Raw genomic sequence first — 24,072 nt, 5'->3', positions numbered from 1 at the left:
GCGGCCCGCATGGCGGTCGACCGCGAGCGCGTCGCCGAACTGGTCCGAGAACTGCTCGTGGCCATCGGTGAGGATCCGGAGCGCCCGGGCCTGAAGCTCACCCCGCAGCGCGTCGCCGACGCGTACGCGGAGTTCTTCTCCGGAGTGGGGGAGGATGCCGCGGCCCCCCTCGCGCACACGATCTCGGTGACGCGGGGGCCGGCCCCCGACACGCTGCCCTCGGGCGCGGTCATGCTGCGCGACATCCGCTTCCAGTCGATGTGCGAGCACCATCTGCTGCCGTTCGCGGGGCGCGCGCACGTCGCGTACCTGCCGGGCGAGCAGGTGGTCGGCCTCGGGGCGCTGCCGCGGGTGATCGACATCCTCGCCGCTCGGCCGCAGGTGCAGGAGCGCCTGGGCGAGCAGATCGCCGACGCGATCGCCGGCTCGATCGACACCCGCGGGGTGCTCGTCGTGCTCGACGCGGTGCACGAGTGCGTGACGATGCGGGGCGGGCGTCAGACGGCGGCATCCACCGTCACCGTGGCGGCCCGCGGCGCGTTCACCGAGGCCGCGGCGCGGGCCGAGGCGATCGCCCTGCTCACGGGTGGCCGCACATGACCCTCGTCATGGGGGTCGTGAACGTCACGCCGGACTCGTTCAGCGACGGCGGACGCTACGCCTCGCACGACGCGGCGATCGCGCACGGTCGCGCGCTGCGTCTCGACGGTGCGGACCTGCTCGACATCGGCGGGGAGTCGACGCGACCGGGCGCCGAGCGCGTCGCGCCGGCGGACGAGCAGGGCCGCATCCTGCCCGTCGTCGAGGCCCTCGCCGAAGACGGCGCGACGATCAGCGTCGACACGATGAACGCGAGCACCGCGATGGCCGCGGTGGCCGCGGGCGCCCGCATCGTCAACGACGTGTCGGGCGGCCTCGCCGACCCCGACATGCTCCCCGCCGTCGCGGACACCGAGGCCGACGTCGTCCTGCAGCACTGGCGCGGGCACTCGGCCGACATGTACCGCACCGCCGTTTACGACGACATCGTCGCCGAGGTGGTCGGCGAACTCGGTGAGCGCGTCGCCACCGCCCGGGCGGCAGGCATCCCGGATCACCGCATCGTCGTCGACCCGGGCTTCGGCTTCGGCAAGACGCCCGAGCAGAACTGGCTGGTCGTGCGCGGCCTCGCCCGCCTGATCGGCGAGGGTCACCGGGTGCTCGTCGGGACGAGTCGCAAGCGGATGCTGGCGGTCGCCGCCGCCGGCGCGGGCATCGAGCTCGCGGGCGAGGACGACCTGGACCTCGCGACCGCCGTCACGAGCGTCCTCGCCGCGCAGGCGGGGGTGTGGGCGGTGCGCGTGCACGACGTCGCCGCCACGCGTCTCGCGCTCGCGGTGCGCGCGGCGTGGGAGGGGGAGTGATGACCGACGAGATCGCGATCACCGGCATCCGTGCCACGGGGTATCACGGCGTCTACGACCACGAACGCCGCGACGGTCAGGAGTTCGTCGCCGACCTCGTGCTCTCGCTGTCGCTCGCGCCGGCCGCGGCCAGCGACGACGTCGTCGACACCGTGCACTACGGCGAGGTCGCCGAACGAGTGGCGGCGCTGCTCGCCGGCGACCCGGTCAACCTCATCGAGACGCTCGCCGAGCGCATCGCGACCGCCGTGCTCGCCGGGTGGCCGCTCGTCCAGGCCGTGGCCGTCACCGTGCACAAGCCGGCAGCTCCCATCCCCGTCCCGTTCGGCGACGTCGCCGTGACCGTCCGGCGGTCGCGCGCATGAGCCGTCGCTTGGCCGAGGGGACACCGCCGCGCGAGCCGCGCGCCGCCGGTCCCGCCCATCGCGCGGTCATTGCCCTCGGCGCGAACCTCGGCGAGCGGGCCGCCACGATCGCCGAGGCCATCGCCGACCTCGGCCGCCTGCCGCTGACCGAACTCGTCGCCGCGGCCGAGCCGGTCGAGTCCGTCGCGATCACTCTCGGCGGACCGGATGCCGACGCCCCCCGCTACCTCAACACGGTGGCGATCGTCGACACCCGTCTCGCCCCGACGATGCTCCTCGGCTATCTGCACGCCATCGAGGGGCGGCACGGACGCGAACGGCGGGAGCGGTGGGGGAGCCGCACCCTCGACCTCGACCTCATCACGTACGGCGACGTGCGCTCCGACGACCCCGCGCTCGTCCTGCCGCACCCGCGGGCGGCGGAGCGGGACTTCGTCCTCGACCCCTGGCTCCGCATCGACCCCGACGCGGTGCTCCCCGGTGTCGGCCGGGTGGCCGACCTGCGCGCCGCCCTCCCCGGAGGTGCGTCGTGACGCGCACGAACCCGCTCCTGCTCGCGGCCATCGCCGTCGTGTCGGGTGTTGCCGGGTTCTTCGTCGACCAGGTGCTGACGGGCATGGGGCATCCCAGTTTCACCCCGTCGCCCCTGTTGCCGATCCTCCTCATCGCGCTCGCCGTCGCGGTGGTCGCCGCGGCGATCCCGGTGCGCCGTGCGACCGTCGGGGCGGCGGCACCGGTCGATCCGTTCCGGGCGCTGCGGATCGCGATGATGGCGAAGGCGTCGAGCATCGTCGGCGCCCTCGTCGCGGGATTCGCGGGCGGCCTCCTCGTCTTCGTCCTCACACGACCGGTGTCACCCTCGTTAGGCTCGACGGGTGCGGTGATCGCCGCACTGGGGGGCGGGTTGCTCCTCGTCGCCGGCGCCCTCGTCGCCGAACACCTGTGCACCATCCGGAAGGACGATGATGACGACCAGCCCGGACCCGACGAGCCCGATTACGGACTCTCCCACTCCGACTGACGACGCGACCTTCTCGCGGATCCTCGAGCCGCGCGGTGCGAACCGCCTGCCGCTCGGCGACGGCACGTGGCGGCAGCTGTCGCGGAAGTACGTCCTCGGGCAGGTCATCGGCAACCTGGTGCTGCTGGTGCTGATCGCCGCGGCGGTCCTCACCCTCTGGCTCATGTTCCAGGCGACCTGGCCTCTCATTCCCGGCTCGATCCTCTTCGTCATCGTCCTCGTGACGTTGATCGTCACGCCGCGTCAGGCGCGCTCGATCGGGTACCAGTTGCGCGAGGACGACCTCGTCTTCCGCCGCGGCATCCTGTGGCAGCGCATGGTGTCGGTGCCCTACGGTCGGCTGCAGCTCGTCGACATCACGCACGGCCCGCTGGACCGGATGCTGGGCATCGCCCAGCTGAAGCTCGTCACCGCCGCGGCATCCACCGGTGTGACGATCCCCGGGCTGCCGCAGAAGGACGCTGAGGCGCTGCGCGACACCCTCATCGAGGTGGCCGAGACCCGGCGGACCGGCCTGTGAGCGACCTCGACCCGCAGCCGGCCGCTCCGGCGGACATCGGCGTGCCCGCGCCGCCGCCCGCCGCGGTGCGGTCCGAGATGAGCGACGGCGAATGGCACCGGCTGCATCCGCTGTCGCCGCTGCTGCGCGGCGGGCTGACGCTCCTCGTCATCATCGGCATCCTGATCGCGAACCTGCGCGACCGGCTCATCTCGTTCTTCCTGCCGGAGGGCTTCCGGTGGGACGAGGAGGACCCGGTCGACTTCGTGCTGCAGAACGGCATCGCCGTCCAGGCGATCGTCGCCGTGGTCGTCGGGCTGATCGTGCTGGTCGCCCTGTTCTGGATGGCGTGGCGCTTCCACACCTTCCGCATCACGGGCGACGAGGTCGAGGTGCGCAGCGGTGTGCTGTTCCGCACGCACCGGCGCGCACCCCTCGACCGGGTGCAGGGTGTGAACCTCACCCGGCCCGCGCTCGCCCGGCTCGTCGCGCTGGCCAAGCTCGAGGTCGTCGGCGCGGGTCTCGACGCGAACGTCAAGCTCGAGTACCTGTCGACGGCGAACGCCGAGACGGTGCGCGGCGACATCCTGCGCCTCGCGTCCGGACACCGGACGAAGGATGCCGCGGCCCGCACCGCGGCGGGCGGTCCGCTCACCTCGCGGGTGACGGCGGGGATCTCCGAGATCATCGACGGCGTCGAGGACGACGGCACCGAAGCGGAATCCATCGTCCGCGTGCCGATGTCACGCCTCATCCTGGCGGGGCTGCTGTCGGGATCGACGATCAGCTTCGTCCTCGTGGTGATCGCCGTGATCGTCGGGCTCGTGCTGCAGCCGGTGTGGATCGTCCCGGCGCTCGGCGCCTCGATCCCCACCGCCATCGCCTTCGGCGCGTACGCCGTGCGCCGCTTCGTCCGGACGGTCCGCTACTCGATCGCCCCGTCGGCCTCGGGCGTCCGGGTGACCTTCGGGCTGCTCACGACGGTGACCGAGACGCTGCCGCCCGGCCGCATCCACGCCGTCGACGTCCGTCAGCCGCTGCTGTGGCGTTGGGGCGGGTGGTACCGCATCCGCATCAACCAGATCTCGGGACGTTCGGCGGGCGACACGTCGGCGGCGCAGATGGGCGACGTGCTGCCCATCGGGACGCAGGCGGACGTCGAGCGCGTCCTGCGCCTGCTGCTCCCGTCGGTCCCGATCGACGCGGCGCTGCTCGACGCGGGCCTCCACGGCCCCGCCGCGGGCGACGGGTACACGACGTCGCCGGCTCGCGCGCGCGTCATCGACCCGCTCACCTGGCGACGCAACGGCATCCTCGTCCTGCCGCAGGCCCTGCTCGTGCGCACCGGGCGCCTCTGGCCGAAGCTCACCATCCTGCCGCTCGCGCGCCTGCAGTCCGTACGCATCTCGCAGGGCCCCCTCGACCGCCGGCTGGGCCTCGCCGGGCTCACCGGCCACACCGTGCTCGGCCCGGTGTCGGGCACCGTCGCCTCGCTCGACCACGAAGAGGCGTACGCGCTCTGGAACGACATCACCGCGGCGGCCGTGGCTGCGGCATCCGCGGAATCGGTGAGCCCGGCTGCGGATGAGGAGGATGCCGCGGGGGTGGATGCGGCGGGGTCCGCGCCGGACACCGCCGCGCCCGTGTCCGCGCCCGACACCGCCGCGCCCGTCGTGGCATCCGCCCGACCGGAGGACGAGCAACCGTGACGCGGGACGGCCGCCTCGGCGTGGGGGTGATCGGCGCGGGACGCGTCGGTCCCGTGGTCGGTGCCGCCCTCGCGGGCGCCGGGCATGCCCTCACCGGCATCACGTCGGGTTCGGACGACGATCGCGTCGACGCGATCCTCCCCGACCTCCCCCGGCTGAGCGCGGAGGAGGTCGTCCGCCGCAGCGAACTCGTCGTCCTCGCCGTCCCGCACGACGAGCTGCCCGCCCTCGTCGCGGGCCTTGCCGAGGTCGGGGCCTGGCAGGTCGGGCAGATCGTGATGCACACCGATGCCGCTCACGGCATACAGGTGCTCGGTCCCGCCGCGTCGCGCGGCGCGATCCCCGTCGCCATCCACCCCGCCATCGCCTTCACCGGCACGTCGACGGACCTCCGCGCTCTGAAGGACGCCTACGCGGCGGTGACCGCACCGGCCGCCGTGATGCCGATCGCGCAGGCGCTCGCCGTCGAGATGGGTTGCGAGCCCGTCGTGGTCACGGACGCCGAGCGCGCCGCCTACGGCGAGGCGATCGCCACCGCCACGACGTTCTCCTCGTCGATCGTGCGGCAGTCCGCCGACCTGCTCCGCGCCGCGGGTGTCGAGGATCCGTCGCGCTACCTCTCCGCCCTCGTCCACACGACGATCGACCGCGCGCTCACCGAGACCGCCCCCTCGATCGGCGACGGTCCGACGGTGCAGCCGTGAGCGACGTCGAGCTCGCCCGCATCCCCGCCGGGCGGGTGGAGCTCCACGACGCGCGCCGTAGAACACGCTGGACCGTCGAGCTCGAACCGTTCGAGATCGGGGTCTATCCCGTCACGGAGGAGCAGCTCTCCGAGGTGCTGGGGATCGCGGCATCCCATCCGCGGCGTCCCGCCGTCGAGGTCAGCTGGCTGCGCGCCGTGCGGTTCTGCACCGCGCTGTCGGAGTGGGAGGGCCTGGATCCCGCCTACTCCGTCGACGGCGAGGAGGTGCGGTGGCACGTCGACAGCGACGGCTTCCGGCTGCCGACCGAAGCCGAGTGGGAGTACGCGTGCCGCGCCGGCTCGACGGGCCCGCAGTACGGCCCGCTCGCCGAGATCGCGTGGACATCGGCCGACGGGGTGAGCGCACCTCAGCCGGTCGGCGGCAAGCTGCCCAACCTCAACGGACTGTTCGACACCCTCGGCAACGTCTGGGAGTGGTGCTGGGACTTCCTCGACACGGAGCGTTACGACGACTACCGCGTGTTCCGCGGCGGCGGGTTCGCCGACGACGCGTGGAGCGTGCGGGCCGGCACCCGCCGCGGCGGGGGACCGCGGATGACGCACGACGACGTCGGGTTCCGCGTCGCGCGCGGCGGTTTCGACGCCGTCGACGCCGCGCAGGGGTGGTCGGCCGCGTTCGACGCCGAGCGCGCCGCGGGCGGCGACCCGCGTCCGCCCGGGTGGACGCCGCGCCGCTGAGCCCGGTCGACCCGCTCGACTGTTCACGGCGGGCGGCCACCGGCATCCGCTCTCGCCGCGGAAACCGCACAGGGCCTCGCCGATAGACTGAAGGGTCGAATCCCCGAGGAGCCTTCTGCCATGACCGACGCGTCCGCGCCCACGCCCGCCGAGACGACCGACGAGGACATCTTCGAGCAGAAGGCGGTCCGCCTCGCCAAGCGCGAACGCCTGTTGGCGGAGCGGACGGATGCCGCCGGTGGCGCCTACCCCGTCGCGGTCCCCGTCAGCACGACGATCCCCGCGCTGCGGGACCGCTTCGCATCGCTCGAGGCGGGAGAGGAGACCGGCGAGACCGCCTCGGTCGCCGGCCGCATCGTCTTCAGCCGCAACACCGGCAAGCTCTGCTTCGCGGCGCTGCAGTCGGGCGACGGCAGCCGCATCCAGGCGATGGTCTCCCTCGCGGAGGTGGGCGAGGAGTCGCTGCAAGCGTGGAAGGAGCTCGTCGACCTCGGCGACCACGTCTCGGTGACCGGTCAGGTCATCTCGAGCCGGCGCGGCGAACTGTCGATCATGGTCACCGAGTGGGCGATCGCGGCCAAGGCGCTGCTGCCGCTGCCGAACCTGCACTCCGAGCTGAGCGAGGAGAGCCGGGTGCGCTCGCGCTTCCTCGACCTCATCGTGCGCGACACCGCCCGCGAGACGGTCGTCGCCCGAGCGAAGGTCAACGCGTCGCTTCGTCGCACCTTCGAGGCGCACGGATTCCTCGAGGTCGAGACTCCCATGCTGCAGGTGCAGCACGGCGGCGCTGCGGCCCGTCCGTTCGTCACGCACTCCAACGCGTTCGACACCGAGCTGTACCTGCGCATCGCGCCGGAGCTCTTCCTCAAGCGCGCCGTCGTCGGTGGCATCGACCGCGTCTTCGAGATCAACCGCAACTTCCGCAACGAGGGCGCCGATTCCACCCACAGCCCCGAGTTCGCCATGCTCGAGGCGTACCAGTCGTACAGCGACTACAACGGCATCGCCGACCTGACGCAGGAGCTCATCCAGAACGCGGCGATCGCCGTCGCGGGCTCGACGACCGTGACGTGGGCGGACGGCACGGAGTACGACCTCGGCGGGCAGTGGGACCGCATCTCGATGTACGAGTCGCTGTCGGATGCCGCCGGTCGCCGCGTCACGCCCGAGACGTCGTTCGAGGAGCTGCAGGCCCTCGCGGCCGAGGCGGGCGTCGAGGTGCCGGAGAAGATCGCGACCCACGGCAAGCTCGTCGAGGAACTGTGGGAGCACTTCGTGAAGGGCGGTCTCGAGCGTCCGACGTTCGTCATGGACTTCCCGCTCGACACGTCTCCGCTCGTGCGCGAGCACCGCAGCATCCCGGGTGTCGTCGAGAAGTGGGACCTCTACGTTCGCGGCTTCGAGCTCGCGACCGGCTACTCCGAGCTCGTCGACCCCGTGATCCAGCGTGAGCGTTTCGTCGAGCAGGCGAAGCTCGCCGCGCGCGGCGACGACGAGGCGATGCGCGTCGACGAGGAGTTCCTGCGCGCGCTCGAGCACGGCATGCCGCCGACCGGCGGCATGGGCATGGGCATCGACCGCCTGCTGATGGCGATCACCGGCCTCGGCATCCGCGAGACGATCCTCTTCCCGCTCGTCAAGTAGCCCCGCCCCCGACCGCGGCCGCGAACCCGGCCGACGGCATCCCTGCCCGCTCCGGCTCCCGGCCCACATCATGTGCTCACAACGACCGCATACGTCCTGCACGGTTCACGCCATGTGATCTCGTCCGGAACACATGATGTGGATGCCGGGAGGCGCGCCGCTGGCGCGTGTACGCCTGCATCCCGGGCATGTCTAGGTCTTGCTTTTTCGGGGTCTGAACCGGTTTAGTGGGACGGGTCCGCCACGAAGGAGTGACCGATGCCGCCGGAGACCCGTCCCACGATCGCGGATGTCGCGCGCGTCGCGGGCGTGAGCAAGGGTCTCGTCTCCTTCGCCCTCAACGGGCGGCCCGGCGTCTCGGCCGACACCCGGCAGCGCATCATGGACGTCGCCGCCGACCTCGGCTGGACCCCCAGCCTCAGCGCCCGCTCGCTCAGCGTGGGCCGCGCCTTCGCCTGCGGACTGGTGATCGGTCGGAGCCCCGACGTCATCGCGGCCGACCCCTTCTTCCCCTCGTTCATCGCCGGGCTCGAAGACGAGTTCTCCGTCACCGGACAGGCCCTCGTCCTTGCCGTCGCGAACCCGGGCCGTCAGGAGGAGGCCACCTACCGGGCGCTCGCCTCGGACCGACGCGTGGACGGCGTCATCCTCACCGACATCCGCGTCGCGGACCCGCGCATCGCGCTCCTCGCCGAGGTCGGGATTCCCGCCGTCACCCTCGGCGTCCCCGACGTCGCCTCGCCGTTCGCCTCGGTCTCGACGGACGACGGCGCCGGCATCCGTCTCGCCGTCGAGCACCTCGCCGGCCTCGGCCACCGCCGCGTCGGGCACGTCGCAGGGCCCTCCGGCATGCTCCACGCCCACCGCCGCCGCGATGCCTTCCTCGATGCCGCGGATGCCGCCGGCCTCGACGTCGTCGTCGTGGAGACCGACTTCAGCGCCGCCGACGGCGCGCGGGCGACGGCATCCCTCCTCGACGAGCCCACCCCGCCCACGGCGATCGTCTACTCGAACGACAGCATGGCCGTCGCCGGGATGGGTGTCGCCCACCAGCGTGGTTTGCGGGTCCCGGGCGACCTGTCGATCACCGGTTTCGACGACACCGAGATCGGGCGCTGGGTGCACCCGGCCCTGACGAGCGTGTCGACCGACGCCCGCGGCTGGGGCGTGACCGCCGCCCGCACCCTCCTCGCCGCGATCGCCGGCGACCCGCCCGCGCACATCGACCTGCCCGATCCCACCCTCGCCGTCAGGGGTTCGACGGCACCCCCCGCCGGCGCCTGATCGGCGTCGCACGACAGCAAGAGAGCACGACAGACAGACACGACACGAAGGAGAGAGACATGCGACGACGCATCCTCATCACGGCAGCAGCAGCCGCATCCGGTGTGCTCGCCCTCAGCGCCTGCAGCGGCGGAGGCGGCGGGGGCGGTGGTGACGACCTCGAATCCCGAGGCGACATCACCATCTGGTACTCGAACAACGAGGCCGAGATCGGCTGGGGCAAGGCGATGGTCGAGGCCTGGAACGCCGACCACCCCGACGAGCAGATCAAGGCCCAGGAGATCCCTGCCGGCGCCTCGAGCGAAGAGGTCATCGGCGCCGCCATCACGGCGGGGAACGCCCCGTGCCTCGTGTTCAACACCTCACCCGCGGCGGTCCCCGGGTTCCAGCGGCAGGGCGGACTCGTCAACCTCTCCGAGTTCGAGGAAGGCGACGACTACATCACCGCGCGAAGCGGCGACCTCGCAGAGCAGTACCGCTCCGACGACGGCGACTTCTACCAGATGCCGTGGAAGTCGAACCCGGTCATGATCTTCTACAACAAGGACCTCTTCGAGAAGGCGGGCCTCGACCCGGACAACCCGAAGCTGTCGAGCTACGACGAGTTCCTCGACACGGCCCGCACCCTCAAGGAGAAGGGCGTCTCGGAGTACGCGATCAACCCGGCTCCCACGAGCGAGTTCTTCCAGTCGTGGTTCGACTTCTACCCGCTGTACGCCGCGCAGACCGGCGGCACCCAACTGCTCGAAGACGGCAAGGCCACGTTCGACGACGAGAACGGCAAGGCTGTCGCCGATTTCTGGCGCACGCTCTACGAGGAGCAGCTCGCCGGTAACGAGCAGTACCAGGGCGACGCGTTCGCCGACGGGTACGCCGCGATGGCGATCGTCGGCCCGTGGGCCATCAGCGTTTACGGCGATGCGATCAACTGGGGCTCGGTCCCCGTCCCCACCCAGGACGGCACCGCTCCCGAGGACACCTGGACCTTCAGCGACGCCAAGAACGTCGGCATGTTCACGGCGTGCGACAACAAGGGCACCGCATGGGACGTCCTGAAGTTCGCCACGAGCGAGGAGCAGGACGGCGCCTGGCTCGAGGCCACCGGACAGATGCCGCTGCGTCAGGACCTGACCGGCACCTACCCGGACTACTTCGCCGACAACCCCGCGTACCAGCAGTTCGGCGACCAGGCGGCCCGCACCGTCGAGGTCCCGAACGTCGTCGGCTCCGTCGAGATCTGGCAGGCGTTCCGCGACGGGTACTCGAAGTCGGTCATCTTCGGTGAGACCCCGGTCGACCAGTTCCTCTCCGACACGGCCGCCGAGATCGACAAGCTGGCGGCGGGCTGAGATGACCGCCGTCGTCCCGGGTCGCGCCGGGTCCGATCCCGGCGCGACCCGCGGTGCCCCGCCGCAGAAGAAGGACGGGCAGGATGCCGCGGGCCGCCGCGGCATCCTGCACCGGATCTTCGGCGCACAACCGCACGGTCTGCTCTTCTCGGCGCCGTACATCGCCTTCGTCCTGGTCGTCTTCGCGTACCCGGTGGTCTTCGCGGTGTGGATGTCGTTCCAGGACTACTTCTTCGCGGCGCCCGGCGCGGAGGTCGACCGTCCGTTCGTGGGGTTCGACAACTACGTCACGGCCCTCACCGACCCCGAGGTCTGGCGCGCGTTCGGCAACGTCGGCATCTTCCTGATCATCAACGTGCCGCTGACGGTTGTCCTGTCGATCCTGCTGGCGACGGCGCTCGACCGGGTGACGAAGGCGCGGACCTTCTTCCGGGTGAGCTACTACGTGCCGTACGTCACGGCATCCGTCGCCGTCGTCGCGGTCTGGCTCTTCCTATTCGCCCGCGGCGGACTCGTCAACAACGTGCTCGGACCGCTCGCGCCCGACCCGTCGTGGCTCGTGAACTCGGCGCTCGCGATGCCGACGATCGCGTTCTTCGTCACGTGGAAGGGCCTCGGGTTCTACATCCTGCTCTACCTCGCGGCGCTGCAGAACGTGCCGCGCGAGCTCTACGAGTCGGTGTCGATGGACGGCGGCGGAAAGCTCCGCCAGTTCTTCTCGGTGACCGTGCCGAGCGTGCGGCCGGCGACCCTGCTCGTCGTGCTTCTCGCCACCATCACCGGTGCGAACCTCTTCACCGAGCCCTATCTGCTGACCGGTGGCGGTGGGCCGAACGGCGCCTCGACGTCACCCGTGCTGCTCATGTACCAGCGCGGCATCGAGCAGCAGAACCCCGATGTCGCCGCCGCGATCGGCGTCGTCCTCATCGTGTTCGTGCTGGCCATCGCGGCGCTCCAGCGCAGGTTCGTGGGAGGTGAGGAGCGATGAAGCGGGCGCTCGGCTCGAAGATCGCGATGTACGTCGCGCTGTCGCTCGGCGCGCTCGCGTTCCTGTTCCCCTTCTTCTACATGATCGTCGGGTCGTTGCAGACGAACGTCGACCCGACGCCGGCGGGCGCGTTCCCGAATCCGGCGAACCTCACCCTCGACAACTACGCCGCCATCAACGGGCGCATCGATCTGCTGCAGGGGCTCGCGAACTCGGGCATCTTCACCGGCGGCGTGATCCTCGGCACGATCGTGTTCGGTGTCCTCGCCGGCTACGCGCTCGCGGTGCTGCAGTGGCGCGGACGCGGGGCGACGTTCGCCCTCGCGCTGCTCGTGCAGGTCGTGCCGTTCCAGCTGCTGATGATCCCGCTGTACGTCATGATCGCGCGCGACTACGGTCTCGCCGACAGCTACCTCGGCATGATCCTGCCGTTCTTCATCAACTCGACGGCGGTGATCATCTTCCGGCAGTACTTCCTGCAGCTGCCGAAGGAGCTCTTCGACGCGGCGCGCATCGACGGTGCGGGCGAGTTCCGTCTGCTGTGGAACGTGGCGCTGCCGCTCGTCCGCCCGGCGCTGCTGACGGTCGTGCTGCTGACGTTCATCGGACCGTGGAACGAGTTCCTGTGGCCGTTCCTCATCACGAAGGATGCCGCGATGCAGCCGCTCGCGGTCTCGCTGGCGAACTTCATCTCGAACATCGCGGCATCCACCGCCAACCCGTTCGGGGCGATGATGGCCGGCGCCGTCGTCCTGGCCGCCCCCGCAGTGGCGCTGTTCCTCGTGTTCCAGCGCTACTTCACCTCCAACGACCTCGGATCCGGAGTGAAAGGATGACTATGCCCGCCGAGACCCACGTCCCCTACCGCCTCACCCGAATGGGGGTCGTCATGACCCCCGCGGACGGCGATCCGAACGAGGTCGAGGGGGTGCTCAACCCCGCCTCGGGCAGGGGCCCCGACGGCGAGCTCTACCTTCTGCCCCGGCTGGTCGCCGACGGCAACGTGTCGCGGGTGGGCCTCGCCCGTGTCGTGATCGAGGACGGCGTGCCCGTCGCGGTCGAGCGGCAGGGCGTCGTGCTCGAACCCGACCGCGGCTGGGAGCGCGGGGTCGGCAACGCCGGCGTCGAGGACCCCCGTGTCACCTGGGTCGAGACGCTCAGACTGCACGTCATGACCTACGTCGCCTACGGGCCGCTCGGTCCGCGCACCGCCGTCGCGGTGTCGAGCGACCTGCGGGAGTGGCGGCGGCTGGGGCCGGCGCTTTTCCGCTACCAGGACGACCTCGACATGGACCTCAACCTGTTCCACAACAAGGACACGGTGTTCTTCCCCGAGCCGGTCACGGCGCCGGACGGACGCGAGGCTCTCGCCGTGCTGCACCGGCCGATGTGGGACCTCGGCGAGACCAAGCCCGGTCAGGGCGTGCGCGTCCCGGCCGGGGTCGAGGACGAGCGGCAGTCGATCTGGATCAGCTACATCCCCCTCGACGCCGTCCGCGAGGACCTCTCAGCGCTCACCCTCTGGGAGCAGCACCGCTTCGTCGCGGGGCCGGAGTTCCCGTTCGAGGCGCTGAAGATCGGCGGGGGACCGCCGCCCCGCCGCATCCCCGAAGGATGGCTCGTCCTGCACCACGGGGTCACCGGGACGATCGACAGCGCCTTCTCGCAGCAGCAGAAGGTCAACTACGCCGCAGGCGCCATCATCCTCGACGCGAACGACCCGTCGAGGGTTGTCGCCCGCACTCCGGAGCCCCTGTTGGCCCCGGAGACCGACGACGAGCGGAGCGGGATCGTGCCGAACGTCGTCTTCCCGACCGCGATCGAAGAGGTCGACGGTCGCCTGTTCGTGTTCTACGGCATGGCCGATTCGAAGATCGGCGTCGCCCTGCTCGAACGCACCGACTGATCGTGTGCCGTTCTCCGGAACGACCGTCCCATCCGGCACCCACACGCCGCGAACGCACGACTGATCCGGAGAACGACACCGCACCCGAAAGGAACACCCTCGTGAACACCTCCGCACAACGTCGTGCGCGCACCCTCGGGCTCGCTGCTCTGGCGGCCGCCGCGCTGATCGTCCCGCTCGGCGCCACCTTCGCCGTCGCGGCCCCGGCATCCGCCGCCGTGACGAACCTCGACCACCTCGACTTCCTGCTCGACGAGGCCACCCCGCCCGCGGACGTCGAGGGCCACAGCACCTACCGCCAGGACGAGGAGCCGACCCTCGTCCTGCCGTGGACCTATGCCGACGCCCGGGACGGCGGCACGTTCGAGCGGGTCGGCGGCGGGCCGCTCGACCCCGAGACCGGCTACTGGGGCCAGGGCGCCTACAACGCCGACGACGTGACCCGCGCCGCCGTCGTCTACACGCGTCACTGGGAGCTCACCGGCGACGACGGCAGCCGCGAGAAGGCCTACGAGCTGCTCCGCTCGGTCGCCTACTTCCAGACGACGGAGGGACCGGATGCCGGCAACGTCGTCCTCTGGATGCAGCCCGACGGCACCCTGAACCCGTCGGCGGAACCGGTCGAGCTTCCCGATCCGTCGGACAGCGGCCCCAGCTACTGGCTCGCGCGCACCCTGTGGGCGCTCGGTGAGGGGTACGCGGCGTTCGAGGACGAGGATCCCGAGTTCGCCGACTTCCTCGACGAGCGGCTCGACCTCTCGCTCGACGCCCTGAACCGTCAGGTGCTCTCGAAATACGGCCGGTGGACGGTGTCGGACGGCAAGCGGGTGCCCGCCTGGCTCATCGCGAACGGGGCGGATGCCTCGGCGGAGGCCGCGCTCGGACTCGCCGCCCGCGTCGAGGCCGGCCCCGACGGCAAGTCCGCGACGGCGCTGCGCCAGCTCGCCAAGGGCATCGCCGCGATGGCCGACGGCGGGGTGCGGGAGTGGCCGTACAGTGCCGTGCTGCCGTGGGTGGAGTCGCCGGCGATCTGGCACGCGTGGGGCTCGCAGATGCCCGCGGCGCTGGCCGAGGCATCCGTCGTCCTGCGCGATCGGTCGCTCGTGCGCCCCGCCGTCGCCGACGCGGCGACCTTCACACCGACTCTGCTGACGGCGGGTGGTCCCGACAACGGCTGGAACCCGAGCCCCGTCGACCGGGTGCAGATCGCGTACGGCGCGGACTCGCGTGTGCAGTCGCTGCTCGCCGTCGCCGAGGCGACCGGATCGGACGGTTTCACCCAGCTCGCCGCGATGCAGGCGGCGTGGTTCTTCGGCGCCAATCAGGCCGGGCAGCGCATGTACGACCCCGCGACGGGGGTCACCTACGACGGGCTGCAGCCCGACGGGACGGTCAACCGCAACAGCGGCGCGGAGTCGACGATCCACGGTCTGCTGACGGCGATCGCGCTCGACGCCCATCCCGACGTGCGCGAGCGCGCCGTCGCCCTCACCGAGGTGACCGACCGCGAGGGTCTGTCGTTCGTCGAGGCCGAGGATGCGGTCTCGGCCACCGGCGAGATCGACACCCCGGAGTCGTGGAGCGGCGAGTCCAGCTGGTCGGGCGATCGGCTGACGCTGTCGCGAGGTGACTCGGCGGTCTTCGACCTCGCCGGGACCGGCGGCAATCGGTGGGTCGAACCCGTCGTGTGGTCGGAGGTGCGCGAGCGCACTGCGTCGACGTGGCGCGCCGGGCGGCTGCCGCTCGGCTCGCTGCAGCTCACCGGGCCGGCGCAGGGCATCTCGCCGACGGCGGGCGCGATGCACCCGCACACGCTCACCCGCGCGCTCCCGAAGGGCGAGGATCGGCTGCGCGTCGACGTGACGCGCGGCGACCTGCAGCTCGACGGGCTGCTCGTGCGCCCGATCGTCTCGCGCCTCGAACTCGGCGGCGACGGCGAGGGCATGCTGCTCGTGCACTCCGCCGCGCGCACGCCGCAGCGGGTCTCGGTCGGCGCGGGTGACGTGTCGGTCTACGACGCGCGGGGCCGCGAGGTGCGGGTGCGCCCGGGCGGCGGCACCGTCACGCTCCCGGCCGGAGGGTTCGCGATCGTGGAACGCTGACGACCGCTCAGCGGCGGAACGCCCAGTCGGGCAGGTGCGAGGACTGCACGAAGCTCATGAGGATCTCGGCGAGCCCCAATCGGGGATCCACCTCGAGAGCGGCAGCCGCGTACCTGCCCGCGTGCGTCGAGCGGCCGAGTGCCCACGCGAGCCACCCGGCCGTCGCGCAGGCGCCCGCTCGCTCGTCGGCCGGAAGCCGCGCGGCGACCTGACGCACGAGCTCGAGCGCTCGCAACAGGCGCTCCGGGTCGGGGCGCGGACCCTCGCCCCACAGGACCTCCGCGAGGTCGACGGGGTACTCGTCGCCGTCCTCCCACCGCCGTTGCGCGTCGAGGGCGTCGTCGCCGCGGTCCTGATCGCCCGACCATTGCACGATGGCGACGTCGCGCAGCGACGGCCGCGACAGGCACCACCCCAGGACGGCGACGCGCATCGGGTCGAGGGCCGCGGCATCCCACTCGAGCATCTCCTCGTAGAGCGCGGGCAGATCGTCGAGCGCGCAGGCGGCCTGCAGAGCGGCCGGATCGACCCGCGTCTCGGCACCGAGGGTCGACGGGATGCCGCACAGCACCGCGAGCGCCGACTCGAGCGATGCCAGCGCGGCCGCCGTACCGGCGACTTCGGACGCGTCGGCGAGCGGCAGGTCGGCACCCGACGACTGGTCGGATGCGGGCGCCCGGTGCTCGATCAGCGCGAGCGGATGACCGCCGCGGGGCAGCGTCGGGTCGAGGTGCGACCCCCAGCCGTCGGCGGCGACGGTGAGGGCGTCGACGACGTCGAGGCCGCAGGCGCGGGCGGTCCGCCGCAGTGCGCCGATGAGATCCGCGCCGGGCAGCGCGGGGTCGGCGGACTCGTCCGTGTAGACGACGGCGACGAAACCCTCCACGCCGGCGACGCGGCAGGCGAGCCCGACGACGGTCGAGGCGACCGCATCGAGGTCCGCGTCGTCGGGGGGCAGGTCGACGCGCATCACGCCGAGACTGCGCCCGGAGCGCAGGGGGATCACGACGAGGCTCTGCGTGGGCGTGTAGTCGAGCAGGCGCGGAACGAGGCGGAGCAGGTGTGCGGCATCGGCCGCGGCGACGATCGTGGACATGGGCCCAGCGTCGGACCCGAGCGGATGCCGGTGGCCGCCGCCCGCGCGGATTCGGGACGGACCGCGGATCCGGCCGCCTGGGGAGAAGGCCGTGCGCCCTGCCCCCGCCCGCGGCATTACGATGGAGGGGTGGACGAGTACTGGGGTGCGGTGGTCTGGGGTCTGATCCCCACGATCGTCGTCGCGGGCCTGCTCGTCTTCGTGCTGCGCAGCATCCTTCGGATGGATCGCACCGAGCGCAAGGTCTATGCCAAGGTCGAGGCCGAGGAGCGCCGCCGTCGCGGCCTGCCGCGACCCGACGAAAACGCTGGTTGACGGGCCGAACGATAGGCTGAGCCCACAGTTCCGGGGGGCCGCGTGATCAGCATCAGCGTCGACTGGACGTGGACGTGGTGGATCGTCCTCGTCCTCGCGTTCGACATCTCGGTGCGCATCCTCGCGGTCTTCATCATCCCGAGGAACCGGCGCCCCACAGCGGCGATGGCGTGGCTGCTGGCGATCTACTTCATCCCGGTCATCGGCATCCTGCTGTTCCTGCTCATCGGCAACCCGCGCCTGCCGCGCAAGCGCCGCAAGGAGCAGGAGGCGATCAACCGGGCTTTCCGCGAAGCGAGCGAGGACCTCGACTTCGGCACGCTGCGTCCCGACGCGCCGGTCTGGTTCGAGCAGCTCGTGGGCCTCAACCGCAAGCTCGGCGCCCTGCCGATGGCGGGCGACAACGGCGCGCAGATCATCTCGGACTATCAGGGCAGCCTCGACACGATGGCGGCGGAGATCGATCGTGCGAGCCGATACGTGCACGTCGAGTTCTACATCCTGCAGTCCGACGGAGCGACCGACGAGTTCTTCTCGGCTCTCGAGCGGGCGACCGCTCGCGGGGTCACGGTTCGCGTGCTGCTCGATCACTGGGCGAACCGCTGGAAGCCGAACTACAAGGCGACGATCTCGCGCCTCGAGCGGATGGGTGCGCAGTGGCGGCTCATGCTGCCGGTGCAGCCGTTGAAGGGCAAGTACCAGCGCCCCGACCTGCGCAACCACCGCAAGCTCGTCGTGATCGACGGTGTCGTCGGCTTCATCGGGTCGCAGAACGTCACCGATCGCAGTTACAACCTGAAGACGAACCTGCGTCGCGGCCTGCAGTGGGTGGACATGATGGTCCGCGTCGACGGCCCGGTCGTGGCATCCCTCTCCGCGGTCTTCGTGTCGGACTGGTACGGCGAGACCGGTGAGGTGTTCGCGGTCGAATCCGACTTCTCCACGGATGCCGGGACCGGCGACCTCGACTGCCAGATCGTCCCGAGCGGGCCCGGCTTCGAGTACGAGAACAACCTGAAGCTGTTCCTGAGTCTGATCTTCGCGGCGACGCGCAAGATCGTCATGGTCAGCCCGTATTTCGTGCCTGACGAGGGACTGCTGCTGGCGATCCAGACCGCGTGTCACCGCGGCGTCGAGGTCGAACTGTTCGTCTCGGAAGAGGGCGACCAGGCCATGGTCTATCACGCGCAGCGCAGCTACTACGAGCAGCTGCTGGCGACCGGCGTGAAGATCTGGATGTACAAGAAGCCCTACATCCTGCACTCCAAGTCGATGTCGATCGACGACGAGGTCGCCGTCGTCGGGTCGAGCAACATGGACATGCGCTCGTTCGGTCTCAACCTCGAGGTGACGATGCTCGTCCGCGGCGCCGAGTTCGTCGACCAGCTGCGCAACGTCGAGGACCTCTACCGCGGGATGTCGCGCGAACTGACGATCGAGGAGTGGGAGAAGCGCCCCATCCGCTCCGTGATCCTCGACAACCTGGCGCGGTTGACCTCCGCGCTGCAGTGAGACGATCCGGCGGCTGTGGACACTTCTCGGGTGTCCGCAATCGAGGAGGAAACCCAGATGCGCATCCGTTCGATGGTCGCTTTGGTCGGAGCACTCACCGTCACTGCCGCGCTCGCCGCGTGCGCCACACCCGCGGCGGGTGATGCGGCCCCCGGAGGAGGAGCGGATGCGGTGGCGCCGGCGCCCCGCGTGGACGCCGGGTGGCTCGATGGGGGAGCGACCATCGGGGTCGTGACGTACGGCAGTTCGTCCTGTCGGCCCGAGGTCTCGCAGGTGACGGAGGAAAACGGGGTGATCGTCGTCGCCCTGCGTGAGCCCCCTGCGGATGCGTGCACGGATGATCTGGTGGCGCGCGCCCTCGAGGTGCCCGTGCCCGACGGTGTCGATGCGAGTACCGACCAGCAGGTCCGCGTCGAACTCGAGGACGTCCGCACCGACATCGACCTGCCCGCGTACGCCGGCGGCCCTGTCGAGGCGTACGCGCCGTCCGCCTCGTGGATCGGCGACCGCGTGATCGCGCTCCGGACGTGGGGGTCGTCGTCGTGCCTGCCCGTCGTCGAGGACACGCGGGTCGCGTCACCGGCATCCGTCGTCGTTCGCTTCGAGATCCCGCCCGCTGATCAGGTCTGCACGATGGACATGGCGCCGCAGCTCACGCTCGTGCAGCTCGATCCCGACGCGGTGGTCGACCGCGATGCGACCCTGAGCTTCGGTGTGCTCGACGCGGCCGAGACGGTGCCGATCCGCTGACGCGTCTCAGTCCGCGCGCACGAGCAGTTCGCCGACCTCGCAGTCGAGGGCGCGGCAGATCGCCGACAGGGTCGAGTACCGAATGGCGCGGGCGCGGTCGTTCTTGAGAATCGACAGGTTCACCACCGAGACGCCGACGATCTCCGACAGGCGCGTCAGCGTCATGTTGCGTTCCGCGAGCAGCTCGTCGAGTCGACAGTGGATGCCGGTGAGCGCGTCCTCTTCGGCGGGTGTCACACGAGTCCCTCGGTGTCGCGCTGCAGACGCTCGGCCTGCGCGAAGGCACCGGCCAGCACCGCCGCCGCGACGGCGACGAGAATGACGGGCAGCAGGGGCAGCAGATCGAGCATCGACAGCGTCTCGAATCGGATGCCGAGTGATTGCACGGCGTGCTGTCGCCCCATCCCGTCGACGATCGGCCAGGCGAACGCCGCGATCGTCAGGGTCGCGGCGATCACCGTGAGCGCACGTGTCGCGCCGCCCGCGAAGACACGACCCCGGCGCACGGCGAAGGCGACGCGCATGAGCGCTGCGGCCACGATGATCGCGGCGACGGCGGCGATCAGCACCGCGGCGATCATCCAGGCCCAACCGCCCGCACCGAGTTCAGGCGCGCGCACGACGACGGCATCGACCGCTGCGCGGGACGGGAGTCGGAGGACAGCGGATGCCTCATCCGCCCCGACCGTCACAGCGGGGCCCGCCGGGCTCACGATCTCGGTGATCCGATAGACCGCGACGGCCAGTGCCGTGAGGGAGGCGGCGACGACGTAGACGATGGGGTCGAGTGCGCCGGCGGTCCGGGATGGCGCCGCCATCACACAAGCCCCTTCACGTCGTTCTGCAGGCGAGAGCCGTAGCGGAGGATCGCCCCCAGGACGGCGAACGCGAGGCCGACCGCGATCGGCCAGAAGGGGAACGTGACAAGCGCGGTGGGAGAGGGGAACCACGCGTCGAAGGCGTTGTCGATGCCCGGGAAGTCCCCCGACCACGAGCCGCTTCGCGCTCCGAAGAACTGCATGGAAGCAATGGTTCCCGCGATGTCGCCCATCACCTGAGCGGCGATGCCGCCGAGCATGATGACCGCGCCCGTGGTGACCGCCATCTTCGTGACGACGGGGGCGAAGGCGGCGCCGACGAGCAGTCGAGAGCAGGCGATGGCGACGAACACGGCGACGAAGCCGGGAACGCCCCACGCGAGCGCTTGGCTCAGCGCCCAGAGCACGCGAGCGGTCGGGTCGAGTTCCTCAAGGGTCAGAGTCACCTCGGTAAAGCCTCCCGACACCCGTCGAGCCGTATCCACATCGAGGGTCACGGTGTCGGGCAGCTGCGGCCAGAACTCGCGGATGGGCATCGTGATGGCCACGCCCGGAGCGAGCAGCGCGGTCAGCAGTGCGATCACCGCGCCTATCGCGGCGAATCCTGCCCACACGATCGCGACGACTCGCGTGACACGAACCAGCGTGGTGGGATCCTGCCCTGCTCGCTGCTTCTTCGCGGTCGCCAGCGCGAAGGCCAGGATCGTCCCCACGATCAGGACGACGACGAGAACCGCCCCGACGATCAGCATCCACCGTGCCATGTCACACCAACCCTTCTGTCTCGCGCTGCGGTCGCCGGGCGGCTTCCGGCCAGCCCGCCCCCCATAACGACATTCGTTGTTATCGAGAAACGTTATGCCCGCGGATGCCGCGGCCGCAAGCCCCGGCTTCGGTATGCCCACGGCGAACACGGGCATACCGGCATCCGAGCGTCGTTAGCCTCTACGTAAGACGCCGCCAGTGCGTCGAGTGGAGGTGGACGATGTTCGAGAGATTCACAGACCGTGCACGTCGTGTGGTGGTGCTCGCCCAGGAAGAGGCGAAGATGCTGAACCACAACTACATCGGCACGGAGCACATCCTCCTCGGCCTGATCCACGAGGGCGAAGGCGTCGCCGCCAAGGCCCTCGAGAGCCTCGGCATCTCGCTCGACGCCGTGCGCGAGCAGGTCCAGGACATCATCGGACAGGGGCAGCAGCAGCCGACGGGTCACATCCCGTTCACGCCGCGCGCCAAGAAGGTGCTCGAGCTGTCGCTGCGCGAAGCGCTGCAGCTGGGCCACAACTACATCGGCACCGAGCACATCCTGCTCGGGCTCATCCGCGAGGGTGAGGGTGTCGCCGCCCAGGTTCTCGTGAAGCTCGGCGCCGACCTGAACAAGGTGCGCCAGCAGGTCATCCAGCTGCTCAGCGGCTACCAGGGCAAGGAGCCCGCGGGTGTCGCAACCGGCGCCGGCGAGCAGGCCCAGGCCACCGCTCAGGGCGGCTCGGCGGTCCTCGACCAGTTCGGCCGCAACCTGACCCAGGCCGCGCGCGACAACAAGCTCGACCCCGTCATCGGGCGCGAGAAGGAGATCGAGCGCGTGATGCAGATCCTGTCGCGCCGCTCGAAGAACAACCCGGTCCTCATCGGTGAGCCCGGCGTCGGCAAGACCGCCGTCGTCGAGGGTCTCGCCCAGGCGATCGTCAAGGGCGAGGTGCCCGAGACGCTCAAGGACAAGCAGGTCTACTCGCTCGACCTCGGCTCGCTCATCGCCGGTTCCCGCTACCGCGGTGACTTCGAGGAGCGCCTGAAGAAGGTCACCAAGGAGATCCGCACGCGCGGCGACATCATCGTCTTCATCGACGAGATCCACACCCTCGTGGGTGCGGGTGCCGCCGAGGGCGCGATCGACGCCGCCAGCATCCTGAAGCCGCTGCTCGCCCGTGGTGAGCTGCAGACGATCGGTGCGACGACGCTCGACGAGTACCGCAAGCACTTCGAGAAGGATGCCGCGCTGGAGCGCCGCTTCCAGCCGATCCAGGTGGCCGAGCCGAGCCTGCCCCACGCGATCAACATCCTGAAGGGCCTGCGCGACCGCTACGAGGCGCACCACAAGGTGCAGATCACCGACGGCGCCATCGTCGCCGCGGCGAACCTCTCCGACCGGTACGTCTCCGATCGCTTCCTGCCCGACAAGGCCATCGACCTGATCGACGAGGCCGGCGCCCGCCTGCGCCTGTCGATCCTGTCCAGCCCGCCGGAGCTGCGCGAGTTCGACGAGAAGATCGCGAAGGTCCGCGAGGACAAGGAAGCCGCCAGCGAGGAGCAGGACTTCGAGAAGGCCGCCGCCCTGCGCGACGAGGAGAAGTCGCTCCTGGCGGAGCGTCTGCGCCTCGAGAAGCAGTGGCGCTCGGGTGACGTCGCGTCGCACGCGGTCGTCGACGAGGGTCTGATCGCCGAGGTCCTGGCTCAGGCCACCGGCATCCCGGTCTTCAAGCTCACCGAGGAGGAGACGAGCCGTCTCGTCTTCATGGAGAAGGCTCTGCACCAGCGCGTCATCGGTCAGGAGGAGGCCATCGCGGCCCTCTCCCGCACGATCCGCCGTCAGCGTGCCGGCCTCAAGGATCCGAATCGTCCGTCGGGCTCGTTCATCTTCGCCGGGCCCACGGGTGTCGGAAAGACCGAGCTCGCCAAGGCGCTCGCCGAGTTCCTCTTCGACGACGAGGGCGCGCTGATCTCCCTCGACATGTCGGAGTTCGGCGAGAAGCACACGGTCTCGCGACTGTTCGGTGCCCCTCCCGGATTCGTCGGCTTCGAAGAGGGCGGCCAGCTCACCGAGAAGGTGCGCCGCAAGCCGTTCTCCGTGGTCCTCTTCGACGAGATCGAGAAGGCCCACCCGGACATCTTCAACTCGCTGCTGCAGATCCTCGAAGAGGGTCGCCTGACCGACGGTCAGGGCCGCGTGGTCGACTTCAAGAACACCGTGATCATCATGACGACGAACCTCGGTTCGTCGGCGATCGCCGGTGGTCCGGTCGGCTTCCAGGTCGAGGGCAACTCGCAGACGACCTACGAGCGGATGAAGGGCAAGGTCGACGAGGAGCTGAAGCGCCACTTCAAGCCGGAGTTCCTCAACCGTGTCGACGACGTCATCGTCTTCCCGCAGCTCAACAAGGACGAGCTGCGCCAGATCGTGACGCTCTTCACGAAGCGCCTCAGCGAGCGTCTGCTCGACCGTGACATGACGGTGGAGCTGACCGACGACGCGAAGGACCGCCTCATCGAGATCGGTTTCGACCCGACGCTGGGTGCCCGGCCGCTGCGCCGCGCGATGCAGCGCGAGGTCGAGGACCAGCTCTCCGAGCGGATCCTGCGCGGCGAGCTCAACGCCGGCGACCACGTGAAGGTCGACACTGAGAACGGCCGCTTCGTCTTCGCGACGACCCGCCAGGAAGGCCGCGAAGCGGTCGGCGTGGGTGCCGCAGGCGAGATCACCGCGAGCCCGGACATCATCGCCGGGTCGTAAGCGACGGAACGACAGGGGTCGGATGCCGAGAGGCATCCGACCCCTTCGTCGTTCAGTCTTGGCGCACCAGGAAGACGTCGACCTTGCCCTCGGTGTCGAGCACGAAGCCGTGCTACGGCGATGACGCGGGTGAGAGTCGGATCGAAGGCGTCGAGGAACCGCTGCCGCACGCGAGTCTCGTCGTACCGGCCGAGGCGCTCGAGGTCCGGCCGCAGGACCACCGCGCGCAGCTCGGCGATCCAGGTCGCGTCGTCGGGCGTCGAGGGGCGGAGGGTTCAGCGCATCCGTCCATTCAACCGCGGGCGTGCGTCAGCGGATGCAACGGATGCCGGGCGACACCCGGCATCCGTGGTCCG

General features: G+C 70.6%; 24 protein-coding genes. 20 read left to right on the top strand and 4 right to left on the bottom strand.

The window, feature by feature from the left end:
• The first annotated feature begins 9 nt into the window (after positions 1-9).
• The 16 genes from folE (at position 10) to AB0P29_RS14250 (ending at position 15,714) form a co-directional block, all read left to right on the top strand.
• Complete coding sequence (folE, locus tag AB0P29_RS14325) at positions 10-600, top strand: GTP cyclohydrolase I (RefSeq protein ID WP_253035019.1); 591 nt, start codon at positions 10-12, stop codon at positions 598-600.
• Entirely contained in the window at positions 597-1,403 is an 807-nt protein-coding gene (gene folP, locus AB0P29_RS14320) for a dihydropteroate synthase (RefSeq protein WP_363380830.1), read from the top strand. Before folE ends, folP begins: the two co-directional genes overlap by 4 nt.
• Positions 1,403-1,768 (top strand): dihydroneopterin aldolase, encoded by a 366-nt coding sequence (gene folB, locus AB0P29_RS14315; protein ID WP_363380828.1) that lies wholly within the window; start codon positions 1,403-1,405, stop codon positions 1,766-1,768. Before folP ends, folB begins: the two co-directional genes overlap by 1 nt.
• Positions 1,765-2,301 (top strand): 2-amino-4-hydroxy-6-hydroxymethyldihydropteridine diphosphokinase, encoded by a 537-nt coding sequence (folK, locus tag AB0P29_RS14310; protein WP_253035022.1) that lies wholly within the window; start codon positions 1,765-1,767, stop codon positions 2,299-2,301. Before folB ends, folK begins: the two co-directional genes overlap by 4 nt.
• The gene (locus AB0P29_RS14305) at positions 2,298-2,789 is read left to right on the top strand and encodes a DUF3180 domain-containing protein (RefSeq protein ID WP_363380825.1); all 492 of its coding nucleotides are present in this window, start codon (positions 2,298-2,300) and stop codon (positions 2,787-2,789) included. Before folK ends, AB0P29_RS14305 begins: the two co-directional genes overlap by 4 nt.
• Entirely contained in the window at positions 2,734-3,309 is a 576-nt protein-coding gene (locus tag AB0P29_RS14300) for a PH domain-containing protein (RefSeq protein WP_253035024.1), read from the top strand. The genes AB0P29_RS14305 and AB0P29_RS14300 overlap by 56 nt, the downstream gene beginning before the upstream one ends.
• Positions 3,306-4,997, top strand: a complete 1,692-nt coding sequence (locus AB0P29_RS14295) for a PH domain-containing protein (RefSeq protein WP_363380822.1) — start codon at positions 3,306-3,308, stop codon at positions 4,995-4,997. Before AB0P29_RS14300 ends, AB0P29_RS14295 begins: the two co-directional genes overlap by 4 nt.
• The gene (locus AB0P29_RS14290; protein WP_359920666.1) at positions 4,994-5,701 is read left to right on the top strand and encodes a DUF2520 domain-containing protein; all 708 of its coding nucleotides are present in this window, start codon (positions 4,994-4,996) and stop codon (positions 5,699-5,701) included. The genes AB0P29_RS14295 and AB0P29_RS14290 overlap by 4 nt, the downstream gene beginning before the upstream one ends.
• Positions 5,698-6,441 carry a formylglycine-generating enzyme family protein gene (locus tag AB0P29_RS14285; protein ID WP_363380820.1) on the top strand — a complete coding sequence of 248 codons (744 nt, stop codon included), beginning with the start codon at positions 5,698-5,700 and terminating at the stop codon, positions 6,439-6,441. The genes AB0P29_RS14290 and AB0P29_RS14285 overlap by 4 nt, the downstream gene beginning before the upstream one ends.
• A gap of 120 nt (positions 6,442-6,561) precedes the next feature.
• Positions 6,562-8,085 (top strand): lysine--tRNA ligase, encoded by a 1,524-nt coding sequence (gene lysS, locus AB0P29_RS14280; RefSeq protein ID WP_363380818.1) that lies wholly within the window; start codon positions 6,562-6,564, stop codon positions 8,083-8,085.
• Positions 8,086-8,343: 258 nt separating this feature from the next.
• Positions 8,344-9,369 carry a LacI family DNA-binding transcriptional regulator gene (locus AB0P29_RS14275; RefSeq protein WP_253035635.1) on the top strand — a complete coding sequence of 342 codons (1,026 nt, stop codon included), beginning with the start codon at positions 8,344-8,346 and terminating at the stop codon, positions 9,367-9,369.
• A 59-nt stretch (positions 9,370-9,428) separates the two neighbouring features.
• Positions 9,429-10,718, top strand: a complete 1,290-nt coding sequence (locus AB0P29_RS14270; protein ID WP_363380816.1) for an extracellular solute-binding protein — start codon at positions 9,429-9,431, stop codon at positions 10,716-10,718.
• Between the two features lies 1 nt (position 10,719).
• Positions 10,720-11,706, top strand: a complete 987-nt coding sequence (locus tag AB0P29_RS14265) for a sugar ABC transporter permease (RefSeq protein WP_363380813.1) — start codon at positions 10,720-10,722, stop codon at positions 11,704-11,706.
• Positions 11,703-12,542, top strand: coding sequence for a carbohydrate ABC transporter permease (locus AB0P29_RS14260; RefSeq protein ID WP_363380810.1), 840 nt, complete (start codon positions 11,703-11,705; stop codon positions 12,540-12,542). The genes AB0P29_RS14265 and AB0P29_RS14260 overlap by 4 nt, the downstream gene beginning before the upstream one ends.
• A gap of 2 nt (positions 12,543-12,544) precedes the next feature.
• Positions 12,545-13,612, top strand: a complete 1,068-nt coding sequence (locus AB0P29_RS14255; RefSeq protein WP_363380807.1) for a glycosidase — start codon at positions 12,545-12,547, stop codon at positions 13,610-13,612.
• Between the two features lie 101 nt (positions 13,613-13,713).
• The gene (locus AB0P29_RS14250) at positions 13,714-15,714 is read left to right on the top strand and encodes a hypothetical protein (RefSeq protein ID WP_363380804.1); all 2,001 of its coding nucleotides are present in this window, start codon (positions 13,714-13,716) and stop codon (positions 15,712-15,714) included.
• A gap of 7 nt (positions 15,715-15,721) precedes the next feature.
• On the opposite strand, the gene AB0P29_RS14245 is transcribed toward AB0P29_RS14250, so the two are convergent.
• Positions 15,722-16,810: a DUF4192 family protein gene (locus AB0P29_RS14245; RefSeq protein ID WP_363380802.1), complete on the bottom strand. Its 1,089-nt coding sequence runs from the start codon at positions 16,808-16,810 to the stop codon at positions 15,722-15,724.
• 129 nt (positions 16,811-16,939) lie between these two features.
• Here AB0P29_RS14245 and AB0P29_RS14240 point away from each other — a divergent pair, with 129 nt between their 5' ends.
• The 3 genes from AB0P29_RS14240 to AB0P29_RS14230 are packed head-to-tail and all read left to right on the top strand — an operon-like array spanning position 16,940 to position 19,387.
• On the top strand, positions 16,940-17,125 hold the full coding sequence (locus AB0P29_RS14240) for a hypothetical protein (RefSeq protein ID WP_064003630.1): 186 nt from the start codon (positions 16,940-16,942) through the stop codon (positions 17,123-17,125).
• 42 nt (positions 17,126-17,167) lie between these two features.
• Positions 17,168-18,637 (top strand): cardiolipin synthase, encoded by a 1,470-nt coding sequence (gene cls / locus AB0P29_RS14235; RefSeq protein ID WP_363380799.1) that lies wholly within the window; start codon positions 17,168-17,170, stop codon positions 18,635-18,637.
• A gap of 30 nt (positions 18,638-18,667) precedes the next feature.
• Positions 18,668-19,387, top strand: a complete 720-nt coding sequence (locus AB0P29_RS14230) for a hypothetical protein (RefSeq protein ID WP_363380796.1) — start codon at positions 18,668-18,670, stop codon at positions 19,385-19,387.
• Positions 19,388-19,393: 6 nt separating this feature from the next.
• Here the strand turns inward: AB0P29_RS14230 and AB0P29_RS14225 are convergent, their stop codons facing one another.
• From AB0P29_RS14225 to AB0P29_RS14215, 3 genes are read right to left on the bottom strand one after another with little or no spacing between them, the layout of a single operon-like run.
• Positions 19,394-19,624 carry a helix-turn-helix domain-containing protein gene (locus AB0P29_RS14225; RefSeq protein WP_363380794.1) on the bottom strand — a complete coding sequence of 77 codons (231 nt, stop codon included), beginning with the start codon at positions 19,622-19,624 and terminating at the stop codon, positions 19,394-19,396.
• Positions 19,621-20,205 (bottom strand): hypothetical protein, encoded by a 585-nt coding sequence (locus tag AB0P29_RS14220; protein WP_363380791.1) that lies wholly within the window; start codon positions 20,203-20,205, stop codon positions 19,621-19,623. The genes AB0P29_RS14225 and AB0P29_RS14220 overlap by 4 nt, the downstream gene beginning before the upstream one ends.
• Positions 20,205-21,125, bottom strand: coding sequence for a hypothetical protein (locus AB0P29_RS14215; protein ID WP_363380788.1), 921 nt, complete (start codon positions 21,123-21,125; stop codon positions 20,205-20,207). The genes AB0P29_RS14220 and AB0P29_RS14215 overlap by 1 nt, the downstream gene beginning before the upstream one ends.
• A gap of 65 nt (positions 21,126-21,190) precedes the next feature.
• On the opposite strand from AB0P29_RS14215, the gene AB0P29_RS14210 reads away from it, so the two are divergent.
• Positions 21,191-23,716: an ATP-dependent Clp protease ATP-binding subunit gene (locus tag AB0P29_RS14210; RefSeq protein ID WP_064003636.1), complete on the top strand. Its 2,526-nt coding sequence runs from the start codon at positions 21,191-21,193 to the stop codon at positions 23,714-23,716.
• Positions 23,717-24,072 lie beyond the last annotated feature (356 nt).

Source organism: Microbacterium sp. NPDC080220 (assembly GCF_040686395.1).
Taxonomy (GTDB): Bacteria; Actinomycetota; Actinomycetes; order Actinomycetales; family Microbacteriaceae; genus Microbacterium; species Microbacterium gawkjiense.
The sequence above is the reverse complement of the archived record's forward strand: the minus strand, read 5'-3'. Positions and strand labels throughout refer to the sequence as shown.

What these genes read in the sequence shown, in the direction of transcription:
- AB0P29_RS14270 (WP_363380816.1), top strand. Translation starts at nt 9,429, where the DNA reads ATGCGACGACGCATCCTCATCACGGCAGCAGCAGCCGCATCCGGTGTG.
- AB0P29_RS14255 (WP_363380807.1), top strand. Translation starts at nt 12,545, where the DNA reads ATGCCCGCCGAGACCCACGTCCCCTACCGCCTCACCCGAATGGGGGTC.
- AB0P29_RS14275 (WP_253035635.1), top strand. Translation starts at nt 8,344, where the DNA reads ATGCCGCCGGAGACCCGTCCCACGATCGCGGATGTCGCGCGCGTCGCG.
- folE (WP_253035019.1), top strand. Translation starts at nt 10, where the DNA reads ATGGCGGTCGACCGCGAGCGCGTCGCCGAACTGGTCCGAGAACTGCTC.
- lysS (WP_363380818.1), top strand. Translation starts at nt 6,562, where the DNA reads ATGACCGACGCGTCCGCGCCCACGCCCGCCGAGACGACCGACGAGGAC.
- AB0P29_RS14220 (WP_363380791.1), bottom strand. Translation starts at nt 20,205, where the DNA reads ATGGCGGCGCCATCCCGGACCGCCGGCGCACTCGACCCCATCGTCTAC.
- AB0P29_RS14210 (WP_064003636.1), top strand. Translation starts at nt 21,191, where the DNA reads ATGTTCGAGAGATTCACAGACCGTGCACGTCGTGTGGTGGTGCTCGCC.
- folP (WP_363380830.1), top strand. Translation starts at nt 597, where the DNA reads ATGACCCTCGTCATGGGGGTCGTGAACGTCACGCCGGACTCGTTCAGC.
- AB0P29_RS14265 (WP_363380813.1), top strand. Translation starts at nt 10,720, where the DNA reads ATGACCGCCGTCGTCCCGGGTCGCGCCGGGTCCGATCCCGGCGCGACC.
- AB0P29_RS14260 (WP_363380810.1), top strand. Translation starts at nt 11,703, where the DNA reads ATGAAGCGGGCGCTCGGCTCGAAGATCGCGATGTACGTCGCGCTGTCG.
- folK (WP_253035022.1), top strand. Translation starts at nt 1,765, where the DNA reads ATGAGCCGTCGCTTGGCCGAGGGGACACCGCCGCGCGAGCCGCGCGCC.
- folB (WP_363380828.1), top strand. Translation starts at nt 1,403, where the DNA reads ATGACCGACGAGATCGCGATCACCGGCATCCGTGCCACGGGGTATCAC.
- AB0P29_RS14300 (WP_253035024.1), top strand. Translation starts at nt 2,734, where the DNA reads ATGACGACCAGCCCGGACCCGACGAGCCCGATTACGGACTCTCCCACT.
- AB0P29_RS14215 (WP_363380788.1), bottom strand. Translation starts at nt 21,125, where the DNA reads ATGCCCGTGTTCGCCGTGGGCATACCGAAGCCGGGGCTTGCGGCCGCG.
- AB0P29_RS14245 (WP_363380802.1), bottom strand. Translation starts at nt 16,810, where the DNA reads ATGTCCACGATCGTCGCCGCGGCCGATGCCGCACACCTGCTCCGCCTC.